Consider the following 16,158-nt stretch of genomic DNA (forward strand, 5'->3'; position numbering starts at 1 on the left):
GTTACTCGTGCGGTCTCAGGTGGCCGGTTCAGCGGCGTGCCTTGACGATTTGCTCCTGGTTGACGTCTTCCTCGTCGAGTTCTTCGAACTCTTCGTGGCCCGCCTGGATGAGCGACTTGCCCTCGCTGGTCTGGAACTCCAGCTTGAACTTGTCGACCTCCTTGTCCAGGGTCGCGATGGTGTCGTCGTCCAGCTTGCTGGTCTCGCGCAGCGTGTCGAGCACCTTGGTGTTGCGTGCGAGGTGGTCGAGCAGTTCGCGCTCGAAGCGCAGGATGTCCTCGACCGGGACCTCGTCAAGCTTCCCGTTGGTGCCGGCCCAGATCGAGACGACCTGGTCCTCCACCGGGTACGGCGAGTACTGCGGCTGCTTGAGCAGCTCGGTGAGGCGGGCGCCTCGCGCGAGCTGGCGGCGGCTGGCGGCGTCGAGGTCGGATGCGAACATCGCGAACGCCTCGAGCGCGCGGTACTGGGCGAGCTCGATCTTGAGAGTGCCGGAGACCGACTTGATCGACTTGAGCTGCGCGTCACCGCCGACTCGCGAGACGGAGATTCCGACGTCGACGGCCGGGCGCTGGTTCGAGTTGAACAGGTCGGACTGCAGGAAGATCTGGCCGTCGGTGATCGAGATCACGTTGGTCGGGATGTACGCCGAGACGTCGTTCGCCTTGGTCTCGATGATCGGCAGGCCGGTCATCGATCCGGCGCCGAGCTCGTCCGACAGCTTCGCGCAACGCTCGAGCAGGCGCGAGTGCAGGTAGAACACGTCACCGGGGTATGCCTCACGGCCCGGCGGGCGGCGCAGCAGCAGCGACACGGCGCGGTAGGCCTCAGCCTGCTTCGACAGGTCATCGAAGATGATCAGGACGTGCTTGCCCTGGTACATCCAGTGCTGGCCGATCGCGCTGCCGGTGTACGGCGCAAGGTACTTGAAGCCCGCAGCGTCGGATGCCGGGGCGGCGACGATGGTGGTGTACTCCATCGCGCCGGCGTCCTCGAGCGCGCCCTTGACGGATGCGATGGTCGAGCCCTTCTGGCCGATCGCGACGTAGATGCAGCGGACCTGCTTGTCGGTGTCGCCCGACTCCCAGTTCGCCTTCTGGTTGATGATCGTGTCGATCGCAAGAGCGGTCTTGCCGGTCTGGCGGTCACCGATGATCAGCTGGCGCTGGCCGCGGCCGATCGGGATCATCGCGTCGATCGCCTTGATGCCGGTCTGCAGCGGCTCGTGCACGCTCTTGCGCTGCATGACGCCGGGCGCCTGCAGTTCGAGCGCGCGGCGACCATCCGTTGCGACCTCGCCGAGACCGTCGATCGGGTTGCCGAGCGGGTCGACCACGCGGCCGAGGTAGCCGTCGCCGACGGGGACCGAGAGAACCTCGCCCGTGCGGGTGACCTCCATGCCCTCTTCGATGCCGGTGAACTCACCGAGCACGACGACGCCGATCTCGTCCTCGTCGAGGTTGAGCGCGAGGCCCAGCGTGCCGTCGGCGAACCGCAGAAGCTCGTTCGCCATGGCGCCCGGGAGCCCCTCGACGTGAGCGATGCCGTCCGCGGCGTCGATGACCGTGCCGACCTCGGCCGTTGCGGCCTTGTTCGGCTCGTAGGACTTCACGAAGTCCTGCAGCGCGCCGCGGATCTCCTCCGGGCTGATCGTCAGTTCTGCCATTGTCGTACCCTTTCGTGCGGGGCTAGGCCCCTGAAGTGTCGACTCGCTAGCCAGCGAGTTGAAGTCTGAGTTCCCCGAGCTTGGACGCGACCGTGTCGTCGATCACGTCGTTGCCGACCTGCACGCGCAGGCCGCCGATGATCGTCGGGTCGACCACCAGGTTGATGGTGAGCTGCCCGTAGCGTGCCGCGAGACCGGCACGCAGCCGCTGGAGCTGTTCGGATGCGAGCGGCTGAGCTGCGGTGACGGTGGCGATGCGGCTGCCGGCCTCGCTCGCGACGATCTCGGCCGCGTCGCGAAGCAGCGCGCCGATGCGGCGGCCGCGAGGCTGCTGCACCAGGTGGCGGACGATGACGAGCGTCTGCTCGGAGGCCTTGCCCGCCAGCAGAGCGTCGACGAGCGCGAGCTTCGCGTCCGCATCCCCGAGTTTGCTGACGACCGCCAGCTCCAGCTCGGCGTCGGACGTCACCGCTGCACCGAACGCGAACAGCTCACCGACGATGTCGGTTCCCGCGTCGGCCGACCGGGCGACAGCGCGGATGCCGATCTCCTCGATGCCGGCCAGAAGGTCGACCCCGCTTGACCAGCGGTTGGCCACCAGCACGTCGAGCAGACCGCGCGGCTGCTCCTCGAGCGCGCCGAAGATGCGGTCAGCGAGGACGCGCTTCTGCTCGGCCGAGGCGGACGGGTCGGCAATGGCCGACGCGAGCTGCTTCGACCCTCCGATGAGCCGACCTGCCGACAGCAGTTCTGCACCGGTCGACATCGGCACCGGACCCGGAGCTGCTGACAGCGCTGAACGCGCCGCCTCGAGCGCCTGAGTGGTGGCTGAACCCATTTACTTTCTCGCCTTCGCCCTGCCGGAGGTCGCTCCGGCGGTGGCGGTCGTCTGCTTCTCGCCGGCTTCGAGGTCAGCGAGGAAGCGGTCGACGAGCGCCGCTGATTTCCTGTCGTCGCTGAGGCTCTCGCCGATCACACCGGATGCCAGGTCGATCGCAAGCGACCCGACCTCGGCACGCAGCGAGACGAGCGCCGCCTGACGCTCCGCCTCGATGGTCGCCTGGGCGTTCGCGGTGATGCGGGCGGCCTCTGCGGCAGCCTGCTCCTTGAGCTCGCTCAGGATCTTCGTGCCGTCGATGCGGGCCTGCTCGCGGATCTTCGCGGCTTCGCCACGCGCGTCAGCGAGCTGCTTGCGGTACTCCTCGAGTGCGGCATCCGCTTCGGCCTTGGCCTCATTCGCCTTCTCGATGTTGCCCTCGATGGCGGCGGAGCGCTCGTCGAGCATCGCCTGCAGCTTCGGGAGCGCGTACTTCCAGAAGAAGAAGATGATGATGACGAAGATGACCAACGACCAGATGATGTCGTAGTCCGCCGGCAGCAGCGGGTTCACAGTCGTCTCGCCCTCAGCCGCGGCGAGGAATGCGCTGCTCTTTCCAGCAAGCATCCTTGCCTCCTTACTTGCTTACGTGGCTTACGGGAACGGGATGAACGCGACGGCGATGCCGATGAAGGCGAGCGCCTCGGTGAACGCGATGCCGAGGAACATGAGGCCGGTGAGGCGACCCTGAAGCTCTGGCTGGCGAGCAACGGCCTCGACGGTCTTGCCGACGACGAGACCAACGCCGATCGCGGGGCCGATGGTTGCGATGCCGAAGGCGACCGGGGCGATGTGGCCGGTGAGCTCAGCGAGGTCCATAGTGATTCCTTCCGTTGGGTGAATCGGGCGGTTGCCAGATCCGTCTCTAGTGCTCTTCAACCAGCGCGAGCTGGATGTAGATCGTTGTGAGTAGTGCGAAAACGTAGGCCTGCAGCGCGGCCACCATGATCTCGAACAGGGTGAACGCGAAGCCGAAGGCGAAGGTGCCGATGCTGAACAGTCCGAACCATCCACCGGCGGAGAACAGGAAGAAGTGGGTGGCCGAGAAGCACAGCACGAGGAGCATGTGCCCGCCGACCATGTTCATCAGAAGACGAAGGGCCAGTGTGACCGGGCGGACCAGGAAGGTCGAGATGAACTCCATCGGCGTGACCACGAGCAGCACCGGCCACGGGACACCAGAGGGCACCAGCGAGTTGCGCACGAACCCTGCCGGGCTCTTCTTGATGCCTGCGTAGACGAACGCGATGTACGCGACCACCGCGAGCACCAGCGGGAACCCGATCACCGACGAGCCGGCGATGTTCAGGAACGGGATGATGCCGGTGATGTTCAGCGCGATGATCGAGAAGAAGATCGTCACGATCAGCGGCAGGAAGCGCTTGCCGTCCTTCTCGCCGAGGTTGTTGTAGACGATGCTGTCGCGGACGAAACCGATGGACAGTTCGACGAGGTTCTGGCCGCGGCCCGGGACGAGTCGCATCCGCCGGGTGCCGAGCCAGAACAGCAGCAGCAGCGCGGCGACAGCGAGAAAACGCACCAGCATGAGCCGGTTGATCTCGAACGGCGTGCCCTCGAAAAGGATGGCCGGCGGGAAGAAGTCGTCGAACGAGGGACCGTGGAATTCCCCTTCACCGGCAGCGGCCAGGACAACCGTGTTGAGAGCGTTAACTAGCAGCGCTGTCTCCAAGATTTAGGCGTGCGGACACGCGGCGGAAAGAGGGGGAGGTACCTGCGAAAGCTTAGCAATACCTCACACAGGGAACTAATCGCTGGATTCGTCAGCTTTCGGGGACGACTTCGGCGGTGTCGAATCCCCGGTTTCATGCGGGAGTTTGACGTCCGAGACATAGCCCATGCGGCTGGTCATGAAGGCGTAGACGTCGATCGCGAGGCTGCCGACGACGGATGCGACGACGGTGAAGAACAGCACGAGCGGGTCGATCGCGGGGCTCCTGCCGAACACGATCGCGACCACCAGGAAGATGGCCAGCTTCACCATCCAGCCGCCGAGGACGATCCCGAAGAACAGGGGGCTGAGCAGGTCGCCCTTGGTGGTCCGGGCAGCGAGGATGACGGTCAAGGCGGTCAGTCCCATGAAGACGAAGGTCAGCGCGGCCCCGATCACGGCGCCGAGGACCCCGGGGGTCCCCGCAACCCACAACCCGATCCCGCCGCCGACCACGGCGATTGCGACCGCGAGAAGGGCGTCGAGCACCAGGGTGCGCTTGAGCATCGGCACTACGGTCATGGAATTTCCTCTACTTGGTCGGGATGGGCTCCGCGGGCGCGTGCCGCAAACGACTTGCGCCACAGCGGCGTGATGGTGAAGAACGCGCACACGGCGAAGCCGATGCCGAGGAACGCGAGCACCCAGGCGATGGGAACGAACAGGAACAGCAGGCATCCGACTGCGATGACGGCGCTCCACGCGTAGAAGATCAGCACCGCCTGCAGGTGGGTGTGACCCATGTCGAGCAGCCGGTGGTGCAGGTGCTTGCGGTCAGCCGAGAACGGCGACTTGCCCGCGCGCAAGCGCCGCAGGACGGCCAGCGAGAAGTCGAGCAACGGGACGATGAGCACGGCGATCGGCAGCAACAGCGGGATGAATGCCGGTGCGAGGATGCGGCCGGAGTCGAGCGAGTTCGGGTCCACCTGCCCGGTCACCGAAATAGCCGAGGTGGCCATCAGGAGGCCGACGAGCATCGACCCGGCATCGCCCATGAACAGCTTCGCCGGATGCCAGTTGAGCGGCAGGAACCCGACACACGCGCCGACCAGCACCGCGGAGAGCAGCGAGGCGAGGTTGAAGTACTCGGCTTCACCGACCACCCGGGCGAGGATGTAGCTGTAGAGGAAGAAGACGCCGTTGGCGATGATCGCAACGCCTGCGACGAGGCCGTCCAGGCCGTCGATGAAGTTGACCGCGTTCATCACCGCGACCACCGCGATGACGGTGAGCACGAGACCGAGAATCGGCGGGACGACCGTGACGCCACCCACCGGCAGGGTCACCAGCTGCACGCCCTGCCACACCAGCAGGCCGGCGGCGATCATCTGGCCGGCGAGCTTGGTGAGCCAGTCGAGGTCCCAGATGTCGTCGGCGACGCCGATCACGACGATGATGAATGCCGCGCTGAGGATGGCGGTGATCTGGCCGGGGTCGGCGAAGACGAGGTGGAACCAGCTGACCTGCGACGCGACCGCCATCGCGACCAGGATGCCGAGGAACATGGCAATCCCGCCCAGCCGAGGCGTCGGGGTGGTGTGCACGTCACGCTCGCGGATCTTCGGGTAGAGCCGGAACCGCGAGCTGAGCTTCCAGATGACGAAGGACAGTGCGAACGTGACCACCGCGGCGATGAGCCCCGCGAGGACGTAGAAGATCACGTCACGGCCTCCCAGATGGCGTCGTCCGGGATCACCCCGTGGCGCACGATCTTCAGTTCGCCGCCGATGAGCAGGCCGGTGACATCGACGATGGTGGAGCCGTTGCTCCGGCCGTCTTCGACCGCGCTCTCACCGACCGTGCCGCCGTCGAGGTACACGCTGACGCTGTCGCCGAGCGCGTCGACCGCCTCCTGGGCGGTGGTCGCGGCCGGCTCCCCGGTCTTGTTCGCCGAGGTCACCGCGAGCGGGCCGGTCTCCGACAGCAACTCGAGCGCGACCTTGTTGGCTGGCATCCGCAGCGCAACGGTGCCGTGGGTCTCCCCCAGGTCCCACTGCAGCGACTCGCGTGCCGGCAGGATCAAGGTGAGTGCGCCGGGCCAGAACGCCTTGACCAGCTTGCGCGCAGCATCCGGGACGTCCTCGGCGAGCGCGTCGAGCGTCGGGATGCCCGGCAGGAGCACGGGCGGCGGTGCGTTGCGGCCGCGGCCCTTGGCGTCGAGGAGGCGCTGGACGGCGTCCGGGTTGAAGGCGTCGCAGCCGACCCCGTAGACCGTGTCGGTAGGGATGACGATGAGCTCGCCCCGGCCGATCGCGCCTCGCGCGAGGCGCATTCCGGTGAGGAGCTCCGAGCTGTCGGAGCAGTCGTAGATGGTCGCCATGTCGGCACAATCCTACTTGGCGACCATCTGACGACTGTTGTCACTCAGCGGCGCCCGGCCTTGCGCTGGAACATGACAGCTCCGAACACGATCGACACGGCAAGGATGGCGACGCACCAGCCCAGCGCCCAGAGCGGCTCATTGCCCAGCTCAGTACCCATCAGCAGTCCGCGGATGGTCTCGATGATGGGGGTCAGCGGCTGGTTCGATGCGATCCAGTGCATCCAGTCGGGCATCGTCTGGATCGGCACGAACGCGCTGGAGACGTACGGGAGGAACAGCAGGATGAACCCGTAGCTGGCCGCCGCCTCCGCACTGCCCGCGGCGAGGCCGATCGCCGCGAACAGGTAGGTGATCGCGAGGATGTAGAGCGCGACGAGCGCCAGCGCACCCAGCCAGCCGAGCAGCGAGCCCTGCGGCCGGAATCCGACCGCGATGCCGACACCGATCACCAGCGCCGTGGCGAGCAGGTTGCGCACGAGGCTCGCGACGACGTGCCCAGTCAGCACCGCCGATGCCCGGATCGGCATGGTGCGGAAGCGGTCGACGATGCCGTTCTGCATGTCCTGCGCGACCGAGACGGCCGTCGAGGACGCCCCGAAGCCCGCGCAGAGCAGGACGATACCGGGTACGACGTAGTTCACGTAGTCGCCGGAGGAATCGATCGCGCCTCCGAACACGAACGTGAACATCAGCATGGTGATCACCGGCAGCATGATGGCCATCACCATGGATTCTCCGTCGCGCAGCGAGTGCAGCAAGCTGCGCCGGATGAAGGTCGCCTCCTCTGCGCCGAAGGGCAGCGGCTGGGTGGTCAGGGTGGTCATCGTGCGGTCCTTCCAATCAGTTCTGGCGCTGCGTGTCCCGCGCCTGCGTCGGTGAGGGCCAGGAAGACGTCGTCGAGACTGGGTTCGCGCACCGTGACGTCCCCATCCACTCCGGATGCGTCGACCTCGGCGATCGCGGCGCGAAGACCGTGGATGCTTCCGTCGGTCGGCAGCTGCAGCAGCAGGTTCCCGGCGCGGTCCCGCACCTCCACGACATCGCCGCCCACTGTCGCCTTGAGCGCAGCGGGCGTTCCCGATGCAACGACGTGCCCTTCGTTCAGCACAGCTACGGTGTCCGCGAGCTGGTCGGCTTCCTCGAGGTACTGGGTGGTGAGGAACACCGTGCGGCCGTCCTCCTTCAGTGACCGGATGACGTTCCACAGCTCCTGCCTGCTGCGCGGGTCGAGACCCGTGGTCGGCTCATCGAGGAACAACACGGAAGGGGCGACGATCAGGCTGATCGCGAGGTCCAGCCTGCGGCGCATCCCGCCCGAGTAGGTCTTCGCGCGCTTGCGTGCGGCCTGGACGAGGTCGAACCGCTCGAGCAGCTCGTCGGCGCGAGCGGCGCTCGCTGACCGGCTGAGGCCGAACAGGCGTCCCATCATCCGGAGGTTCTCACTGCCGGTGAGCACCTCGTCGACGGCTGCCGACTGTCCGGTGAGACCGATGCTGCGACGAACGGCCAGCGGATCGCGCCCAACGTCGAATCCGTTCACCGTCGCGGTGCCGGCATCCGGAGCGACCAGCGTGGAGAGGATGTTGATGAGCGTGGTCTTGCCTGCGCCGTTCGGTCCGAGCAGGGCGAAGATCTCGCCTGGCGCGACCTCGAAGGTCACGTCGTTCAGCACCGGGTGGGTGCCGAACGTCTTGCGCAGTCCGGAGACCGCGATTGCCGGGGTTTGCATAGCCGACTAGCCTTTCTGTTTACGAGGCATAGCCTGTTTATGAGCTACGCAGTTTATGATGTACACAGTGTGTATGACGCACACAGTGCTGTCAAGCTGAGCGCGTCCCACCGTGAAAGGCCACCCGATGACAGAGCCAGTCGAGCCGAAACTCCCCCACGCCATCGCCCTCGCCTGGGGTCTCGCCGAGCCGCCGCAACGCGGCCCCAAGCGCGAGCTGAGCCTCGACGCGATCATCGATGCGGCGATCGCGATCGCCGACGCTGAGGGAATCGGTGCGCTGTCGATGAGCCGGGTCGCATCGTCGCTCGGCTTCACGACGATGTCGCTGTACCGCTACGTGACTAGCAAGGACGACCTGCTGCAGCTCATGCAGAACTCCGCAGCCAGGGTCGTCGTGCCGCCCCTCGACGAGGCCCAGGGTTGGCGAGAGGCCCTCCGCGAGTGGTTTGACGCGCTCGTCGGCGCCTACCGGAAGCACCCGTGGACCCTCGACATCCCGGTGAGCGGTGTGCCGATGATGCCCACCGCCCTCGTCATCGTCGATTGGGCCATGCGCGCCATGCGCGACCTGCCACTCGATCCCGGCGAGAAGATCGAAGTGCTCCTGCTGCTGACCAGCTACGCGCGCGCCACCGCACAACTCGAGCGCGACCTCACTCGCGCAGGGGAGAACGCGACAATGGGAGCAGAGAGCACCGCGGCCCTGACCGAGGTGGTGAGCGAAGAAGCGTTCCCCTACCTGTTCCCGCTCATCCGGGACGGCGTCTACGCCGGCGGTGACCCGGCAGACTTCGAGTACGAGACCGACATGCTCTTCGGCCTCGAACGCATCCTCGACGGCATCGAGAGCTACACCAGCCGGTAGCCGGTCAGCGGATCGCGGTCGTCATCCGGTCGCGGCCGAGGAGATCCGGATGCGTGGCTGCCGCCTGCCAGCCGTCATCGGTCAACAGCGCTCGGATGGCGGCGCCCTGCAGCTCGCCGTGCTCGATCACGAGCGTGCCACCCGGGTGCAGCAGCCGCAGCGCGGCCGCCGACAGGTCGCGGATGACATCCAAGCCGTCCGGTCCGCCGTAAAGCGCGAGCTCCGGATCATGCAGCCGCACCTCGGGGTCGCGCGGCACGGCATCCGTCGGCACGTAGGGCGGATTGGAGGCGACGACCGACACTGTGCCGTCCAGCTCACCGAGCGCGCTCGCCAGGTCAGCCAGCACGAGGGTCACCGCCGCACCCGTGTGCTCGATGTTCCTTTTCGCCCAGGCGTGAGCATCCGGGGATAACTCGACCGCATACACGCGCGCGTGCGGCACCTCAGTCGCCATGGCGATCGCGATGGCACCGCTGCCCGTGCCGAGGTCGACCGCGACCGGTTCGGCCGCTGCGACCGCACTCAACGCGTCGACGGCCACGCCCGCGACGAGCTCGGTCTCCGGTCGGGGCACGAACACGCCTGGTCCGACGAGCAGCTCAACATTGCGGAACGGCGCGCGCCCGGTGATGTGCTGCAGCGGCTCGCGCGCGGCGCGGCGGGCGACCAGGCCGCGCAGGGCGGTGGCCTCGTCCTCGCTCAGTGCGGCATCCAGCGCCACCTTTGCCTGCACCTCGCCGCGCCCCACGCCGAGCACGTGCCCGATCAGCAACTCGGCGTCGACCTCGGGATCGGGCACCCCGGCAGCGGCAAGCTCGCGGGCCGCCTCGGAGCGCAGGTGTCGTACACCGGACGTCATAGTTCCTCTTCCGTTCGACCGCCACGTCTATTCTGTCGTGGTCGGGAATACCAGCGCGCAGCCGGTGTTATCCCGCACGAGCCCTCGCGCGTGGGCGCCCGCCCGTCGCGCCAGTCACGAAAGCGAGAGAAATGACTCAGATCTACTCCGACATCACCCAGGCAGTGGGACGCACACCGCTCGTGAGGCTCAACCGGGTGACGGATGGTTCGCAGGCGACGGTGCTCGCGAAGCTCGAGTTCTACAACCCTGCGTCGAGCGTCAAGGACCGCATCGGCGTCGCGATCGTCGACGCGGCCGAGGCCTCGGGTGAGTTGAAGCCCGGTGGCACCATCATCGAGGCGACCAGCGGCAACACCGGCATCGCGCTCGCGTTCGTGGGTGCCGCCCGCGGCTACAAGGTCATCCTCACCATGCCGGAGACCATGAGCAAGGAGCGCCGCAAGATGCTGCGCGCGTACGGGGCCGAGATCGTGCTGACCGCCGGTGCCGACGGCATGCGCGGCGCCGTGCAGAAGGCCGAGGAGCTCGCGGCGAACACCCCGGGCGCGATCTTGGCCAAGCAATTCGACAACGACGCCAACCCGCGCATCCACCGTGAGACGACCGGTGAGGAGATCTGGGCGGACACCGACGGCGCCGTCGACATCCTGGTCTCTGGCATCGGAACCGGTGGCACCATCACCGGCGCTGGCGGTCTGCTCAAGGAGCGCAAGCCCGAGGTGAAGGTCGTCGCGGTGGAGCCGAAGGACTCCCCGCTGCTGAGCGAGGGCACGGCAGGGCCGCACAAGATCCAGGGCCTCGGCGCCAACTTCGTGCCGAGCGTGCTCAACCGTGACGTCTACGACGAGGTGTTCGACGTCGAGCTGCCGGACGCTATCCGCACCGCCCGCCGCCTCGGCACCGAGGAGGGCGTCCTCGCGGGCATCTCCGGTGGAGCAGCCGTCTACGCCGCGACCGAGGTCGCCAAGCGTCCGGAGAACGCGGGCAAGACGATCGTCGTGGTGGTGCCGGACTTCGGCGAGCGCTACTTCTCGACTGTCCTCTTCGAGGATCTGGAGGACTGAGCCGACGTGCCCTTCAGACGCGCGCGTGAGGACATCCGCAATGCCCTCATGCGGGACCCAGCTGCCCGCAGCCGGCTTGAGGTGTTCCTCAGCTACTCCGGGCTGCACGCGGTATGGAACCACCGGTTCAACAACTGGCTGTGGCGCCACAACCTGAAGACCCTCGCGCGCGTGCTGTCGCAGCTCAGCCGCTTCTTTACCGGCATCGAGATCCACCCGGGCGCCACCATTGGCCGGCGCCTGTTCATCGATCACGGCATGGGCGTGGTGATCGGCGAGACGGCGGAGATCGGCGACGACGTGACCCTGTATCACGGCGTCACGCTCGGCGGTAAGCACCTCGGCAAGGTCAAGCGCCACCCGACGCTGGAAGACGGCGTTGTGGTGGGCGCGGGCGCCCAGGTGCTGGGCGCAGTGACGGTGGGCGCGGGTAGTGTCGTGGGCGCGAACGCCGTGGTCGTGCACGATGTGCCGCCAGGCTCGCTTGCGGTGGGGGTTCCGGCCGTGATCAAGCCGCGCACGAAACGCGATCAGCCTGAGCAGTGGATCGACCCGGCGATGTACATCTGACTAGTCCGGCTGGCCGGGTGTGGGAGGGATATCTGCTCCTCGCTCAAACATTGAAGGGTTCGGGAGGCCCTGGCGGGCCGCCCGAACCCTTCAAAACTCGCAACCCCGCAGACATCCCTCCCACACCCTCAACCTCCTGAGGACCTAGGTAGTCGTTGTCGGGGTTCGGTCCGTCGCCAGTGACGGCGGGCTCGTCAGCTGGCGCATCACCCACTCGAGCGGGCCGGGACCGACGAAGCGGCGCCAGAGGAGCGCGAACAGCGCTGAGCCGATGATGAGCCAGGCGACGAGCGCCCAGCTGTCGTAGACGACGAACGGGCGGCCGGCTGCGATGAAGAACGACGCGATCACCAGGATCTGCCCGGCGTAGATGGTCAGGGGCATCGAGCCCATCGCCCCGACCGGGGCGAGAGCGAATCGGATGCCGCGCCCGATTGCGCCGAGTGCGGGGCCGGTGAGCAACAGGAGGGCGCCGATCACGGTGAACGCGAAGCCTCCTGATCCGAGGATCTCCGCGTGCGTGGCCGAGTGCGCAGAGGCGTCGACGCCAAGGACCACCGCTGCTGCGCCGTAGCCGACGAGCATGCCGCCGATGCCGCCCAGCAGCACGAGCAGCTGGGTTCCGACGCGGCGCAGGTCGCTCCGCGCGGCGATCAGGCCGAGGATGAGCACGGGTAGCCAGACCAGGGCCGGGTAATAGCCGGTGAGCAGCCACTCGACCGGCACGACGACCAGGGCCGGTGTCGTGGCACTGTCCACGATCGGCTGCGCGGCATCCGCCAGCAGCGGCGCGATCACGAACAGCGTGACGGCGACGATTGCGAGCACGCGGCGCGGCAGGAACAGCAGCGGAACGAGCAGCAGGAACATCACGCCGTAGTAGTCGAGGATGATCGCAATGTCGGTCGGCACGATCCACAGCACCAGCCCGAGCAGGATGAGCAGCAGCGCACGCAGCACCACGGTCTGCCGCATACGGCCACGTCCCGCTGTCGGCTCCGCTGAACCGCTCATCAAGCCGAGCGACACCCCCGCGAGGGTGGCGAACAGCAGCGACGAGCGACCGTCGACGATCCATTCGGCATCCGGATCCGGGTAAGGCGCCGCATGCGCGATGAACATCCCGATCAGCGCAAGGCCACGGGCGATGTCGATGCCAGCCAGCCGGGGTGGTGTCACCCCATCATTGTCGGCTACTTGTCGCCGATATCGGCGAGTCTCGCTTCCTCGTCCGCCTGGATGCACGATTCGATGACCGCGTCGAGCGCGCCGTTCATGACCGCGTCCAGATTGTACGCCTTGTACCCGGTGCGGTGGTCGGCGATGCGGTTCTCCGGGAAGTTGTAGGTTCGGATGCGCTCCGAGCGGTCCATGGTGCGAATCTGGCTCTTGCGGACATCGGACGCCGCGGCCGCAAGCTCCTCCTGCTGCCGCGCGAGCAGGCGAGCGCGGAGCACGCGCATGCCCGCCTCGCGGTTCTGCAGCTGGCTCTTCTCGTTCTGCATCGACACGACGATGCCGGTCGGCACGTGGGTGATGCGCACCGCAGAGTCGGTCGTGTTGACCGACTGGCCACCGGGACCGCTCGAGCGGTAGACGTCGATCTTGAGGTCGTTCTGGTTGATCTCGACCTCTTCCGGCTCGTCCACCTCCGGGAAGACCAGCACACCGGTCGTCGAGGTGTGGATGCGCCCCTGTGACTCTGTCACCGGGACGCGCTGCACGCGGTGCACGCCGCCCTCGTACTTGAGGTGCGCCCAGGCGCCCTGCGAGGGGTCGCTCGCGTTGGACTTGATCGCGAGCTGTACGTCCTTGTAGCCGCCGAGGTCGCTTTCGTTGCGATCGAGCAGCTCGGTCTTCCAGCCCTTGGACTCTGCGTAGTGCAGGTACATGCGCAGCAGGTCGGCCGCGAACAGCGCGCTCTCGGCACCGCCCTCGCCGCCCTTGATCTCCATGATCACGTCACGGCCGTCATCCGGGTCCCTGGGGATCAGCAATCGGCGCAGCTTCTCCTGCGCTACCCGCTGGGCCTCCTCGAGGGATGGGACCTCTTCGGCGAACGTTGCGTCCTCTTTGGCGAGTTCGCGCGCCGCGGCGAGGTCCTCCCCCGCCTGAATCCAGTGCTCGTGGGCAGCCTTGATCTGGCTGAGCTCGGCGTAGCGCCGGTTGATCTTTTTCGCCCTGGCCGCATCCGCGTGAACGGCGGGATCCGAGAGTTGCCTCTGCAGGTCCTCATGCTCGGCCAGCAGCGATGCCACTGACTCGAACATGCCGGTTAGTCGTCCTTCGATCCGGGTGACGGCATCGACTTCTGCACCTGCATCAGGAACTCGACGTTGCTCGAGGTGTCCTTCAACCGGCCGAGCACGAGCTCGAGCGCGGCCTGGGTGTCGAGTCCGGCGAGGGCGCGGCGCAGCTTCCAGACGATCTTGGTCTCGTCAACACCCATGAGCATTTCCTCACGACGGGTGCCGGATGCGTTGACGTCGACCGCGGGGAAGATGCGCTTGTCGGCGAGCTGACGCGAGAGGCGCAGCTCCATGTTGCCGGTGCCCTTGAACTCCTCGAAGATGACCTCGTCCATCTTGGAGCCGGTCTCCACGAGCGCCGTCGCGAGGATGGTCAGCGAGCCGCCGTCCTCGATGTTGCGAGCGGCGCCGAAGAAGCGCTTCGGCGGGTACAGCGCCGACGAGTCCACTCCACCGGAGAGGATGCGTCCGGATGCCGGTGCTGCCAGGTTGTAGGCGCGGCCGAGGCGAGTGATCGAGTCGAGCAGCACGACGACGTCGTGGCCGAGCTCGACCAGGCGCTTGGCACGCTCGATGGCGAGCTCCGCGACTGTCGTGTGGTCCTCAGCGGGGCGGTCGAAGGTGGAGGCGATGACCTCACCCTTGACGGTGCGCTGCATGTCGGTGACCTCTTCCGGTCGCTCGTCGACGAGCACGACCATGAGGTGCACCTCTGGGTTGTTCTTGGTGATCGCGTTGGCGATCGCCTGCAGCACGAGGGTCTTGCCTGCCTTCGGCGGCGAGACGATCAGTCCGCGCTGGCCCTTGCCGATCGGGGAGACCAGGTCGATGATGCGCGTCGTGAGCTTGTTCGGCTCCGTCTCGAGGCGCAGGCGCTCGGCCGGGTACAGCGGGGTGAGGTTGCCGAATTCGACGCGCTCCGCGAGCGAGTCGAGCGGCATGCCGTTGACCGAGTCGATCTTGACGATCGCATTGTACTTCTGGCGGCTGGTGTTCTCGCCCTCACGCGGCTGGCGGATGGCGCCGACCACGGCGTCACCCTTGCGCAGGTTGTACTTCTTGACCTGGCCGAGCGAGACGTACACATCGTTGTTGCCGGGCAGGTAGCCGCTGGTGCGCACGAATGCGTAGTTGTCGAGCACGTCGAGTATGCCCGCGACGGGGATGAGGACGTCGTCCTCGCTCAGCTCCGGCTCGAGGTCGTCGCCGCCACCCTGGCCGCGACGCTTGCGGTCGCGGTAACGGCTGCGGCCGCTGCGCTCGGTCTCACCGTCGCCGTGGCCACGGTCCTGACGCTCGCCCTGCTGCTGACGCTCACCCTGCTGCTGACGGTCGGTCTGCTGCTGCTGCTGCTGCTGGCGATCCTGGCGGTCGCCCTGCTGGCGCTCGCCCTGCTGGCGCTCACCCTGCTGGCGATCGCCGCCGCCGCGGCGGTTGCGGTTGCGGCCGCGGCGCGGCTGCTCCTCGCCACCCTCGCCGGCCTCGGCACCCTCGGCACCCTCGGCACCCTCGGCTTCGCCATCGGTCGGGATGCTGACGCCGGTCTCGCCGTGATTGACGTGGTCTGCGGCCGACTTGCGTCCGCGCTGCTGGGCCGGCTCGGCCGCAGCGGTGTCGGCGGCCTCTGCCTGCTCGGCGACGACGGTGTCGGTGCCGGCCGCTTCTGCTGGAGCGGGCGGCGTGGTCTGCTCTGTGGCGGGCGCCTCGGTCGTCGTGATGACTCCCGCGGCTGCCGTGGCGCGACGCGGGGCACGCTTGCGCGGCGCCGCAGCCGGGCCCTCCTCGGCCGTGGGCTGCTCGGCAACGGGCTGCTCGGCCGACGGCTCTGCGGCGGGCGCAGGCTCGGTCACGGGCTCGCTCACGGCGGGCTCAGTCGCGGTGGCGACGGCGCCGCCTGCGGACGATTCGGATTCGGGCGCTGAAGCACCGTCCTGGGCCTCGGAGATTTTCTCCACGAGTTCTCCTTTACGAAGTTTGGAGGCACCACTGATGCCGAGCTCGGCCGCGAGAGCCTGAAGCTCGGGCAGGCGCAGTGCTGAAAGCGTGGTGGTACCTGAGTTCGGCGCTGCGGCTCGAACGTTGGATTCGGTCACTGAGAGGATTCCTTCCCCTGCGGACGGCACCTGAAAGTGCTTACGCGCCACGCAGCGGAGCTTGTCGCCTGCCACCACTTACCGGGTACTGTGCGGGATGCTCAGCGGGTGAGGCGGGAGCGAAG

17 protein-coding genes are annotated in these 16,158 nt (G+C 67.3%); 3 read left to right on the plus strand and 14 right to left on the minus strand.

The genetic code is table 11. From position 1 onward, the window contains the following. Window positions 1-28: 28 nt before the first annotated feature. The 10 genes from atpA to HGK58_RS12025 form a co-directional block, all read right to left on the minus strand. Window positions 29-1,666, minus strand: a complete 1,638-nt coding sequence (atpA, locus tag HGK58_RS11980; protein WP_168627855.1) for a F0F1 ATP synthase subunit alpha — start codon at window positions 1,664-1,666, stop codon at window positions 29-31. Between the two features lie 46 nt (window positions 1,667-1,712). Continuing rightward, on the minus strand, window positions 1,713-2,504 hold the full coding sequence (locus tag HGK58_RS11985) for a F0F1 ATP synthase subunit delta (RefSeq protein WP_168627856.1): 792 nt from the start codon (window positions 2,502-2,504) through the stop codon (window positions 1,713-1,715). After that, a complete protein-coding gene (locus HGK58_RS11990) occupies window positions 2,505-3,110 on the minus strand; it encodes a F0F1 ATP synthase subunit B (protein ID WP_168627857.1) in 606 nt (201 codons plus the stop codon). Between the two features lie 27 nt (window positions 3,111-3,137). After that, window positions 3,138-3,362 (minus strand): ATP synthase F0 subunit C, encoded by a 225-nt coding sequence (atpE, locus tag HGK58_RS11995; protein WP_168627858.1) that lies wholly within the window; start codon window positions 3,360-3,362, stop codon window positions 3,138-3,140. A 46-nt stretch (window positions 3,363-3,408) separates the two neighbouring features. Continuing rightward, a complete protein-coding gene (gene atpB / locus HGK58_RS12000; protein WP_210422931.1) occupies window positions 3,409-4,233 on the minus strand; it encodes a F0F1 ATP synthase subunit A in 825 nt (274 codons plus the stop codon). A 75-nt stretch (window positions 4,234-4,308) separates the two neighbouring features. Further along, complete coding sequence (locus tag HGK58_RS12005; RefSeq protein WP_168627859.1) at window positions 4,309-4,794, minus strand: hypothetical protein; 486 nt, start codon at window positions 4,792-4,794, stop codon at window positions 4,309-4,311. After that, complete coding sequence (locus HGK58_RS12010; RefSeq protein ID WP_168627860.1) at window positions 4,791-5,933, minus strand: MraY family glycosyltransferase; 1,143 nt, start codon at window positions 5,931-5,933, stop codon at window positions 4,791-4,793. Before HGK58_RS12010 ends, HGK58_RS12005 begins: the two co-directional genes overlap by 4 nt. After that, the gene (locus tag HGK58_RS12015) at window positions 5,930-6,592 is read right to left on the minus strand and encodes an L-threonylcarbamoyladenylate synthase (RefSeq protein ID WP_168627861.1); all 663 of its coding nucleotides are present in this window, start codon (window positions 6,590-6,592) and stop codon (window positions 5,930-5,932) included. Before HGK58_RS12015 ends, HGK58_RS12010 begins: the two co-directional genes overlap by 4 nt. 44 nt (window positions 6,593-6,636) lie before the next feature. Continuing rightward, on the minus strand, window positions 6,637-7,419 hold the full coding sequence (locus HGK58_RS12020; RefSeq protein WP_168627862.1) for an ABC transporter permease: 783 nt from the start codon (window positions 7,417-7,419) through the stop codon (window positions 6,637-6,639). Next, entirely contained in the window at window positions 7,416-8,324 is a 909-nt protein-coding gene (locus HGK58_RS12025) for an ATP-binding cassette domain-containing protein (RefSeq protein WP_168627863.1), read from the minus strand. The genes HGK58_RS12020 and HGK58_RS12025 overlap by 4 nt, the downstream gene beginning before the upstream one ends. A 127-nt stretch (window positions 8,325-8,451) precedes the next feature. Between HGK58_RS12025 and HGK58_RS12030 the strand changes: the two genes are divergently transcribed. Beyond that, a complete protein-coding gene (locus tag HGK58_RS12030; protein WP_168627864.1) occupies window positions 8,452-9,192 on the plus strand; it encodes a TetR/AcrR family transcriptional regulator C-terminal domain-containing protein in 741 nt (246 codons plus the stop codon). Window positions 9,193-9,196: 4 nt separating this feature from the next. On the opposite strand, the gene prmC is transcribed toward HGK58_RS12030, so the two are convergent. Continuing rightward, entirely contained in the window at window positions 9,197-10,054 is an 858-nt protein-coding gene (prmC, locus tag HGK58_RS12035; RefSeq protein ID WP_168627865.1) for a peptide chain release factor N(5)-glutamine methyltransferase, read from the minus strand. A 131-nt stretch (window positions 10,055-10,185) separates the two neighbouring features. Here prmC and cysK point away from each other — a divergent pair, with 131 nt between their 5' ends. After that, on the plus strand, window positions 10,186-11,121 hold the full coding sequence (gene cysK, locus HGK58_RS12040) for a cysteine synthase A (protein WP_168627866.1): 936 nt from the start codon (window positions 10,186-10,188) through the stop codon (window positions 11,119-11,121). Between the two features lie 6 nt (window positions 11,122-11,127). Continuing rightward, window positions 11,128-11,691, plus strand: coding sequence for a serine O-acetyltransferase EpsC (epsC, locus tag HGK58_RS12045; protein WP_168627867.1), 564 nt, complete (start codon window positions 11,128-11,130; stop codon window positions 11,689-11,691). A gap of 144 nt (window positions 11,692-11,835) precedes the next feature. Here epsC and HGK58_RS12050 read toward each other — a convergent pair whose 3' ends face one another. Genes HGK58_RS12050 through rho form a run of 3 tightly spaced genes read right to left on the minus strand, consistent with a single transcriptional unit; the run spans window position 11,836 to window position 16,033 of the window. Next, window positions 11,836-12,870, minus strand: coding sequence for a heparan-alpha-glucosaminide N-acetyltransferase domain-containing protein (locus HGK58_RS12050; RefSeq protein WP_168627868.1), 1,035 nt, complete (start codon window positions 12,868-12,870; stop codon window positions 11,836-11,838). Between the two features lie 14 nt (window positions 12,871-12,884). Further along, window positions 12,885-13,961: a peptide chain release factor 1 gene (gene prfA, locus HGK58_RS12055; RefSeq protein WP_168627869.1), complete on the minus strand. Its 1,077-nt coding sequence runs from the start codon at window positions 13,959-13,961 to the stop codon at window positions 12,885-12,887. Window positions 13,962-13,966: 5 nt separating this feature from the next. After that, complete coding sequence (gene rho / locus HGK58_RS12060) at window positions 13,967-16,033, minus strand: transcription termination factor Rho (RefSeq protein WP_168627870.1); 2,067 nt, start codon at window positions 16,031-16,033, stop codon at window positions 13,967-13,969. Window positions 16,034-16,158: the final 125 nt, after the last annotated feature.

This window comes from Cryobacterium sp. BB307, assembly GCF_012274275.1.
Classification (GTDB): Bacteria; Actinomycetota; Actinomycetes; order Actinomycetales; family Microbacteriaceae; genus Terrimesophilobacter.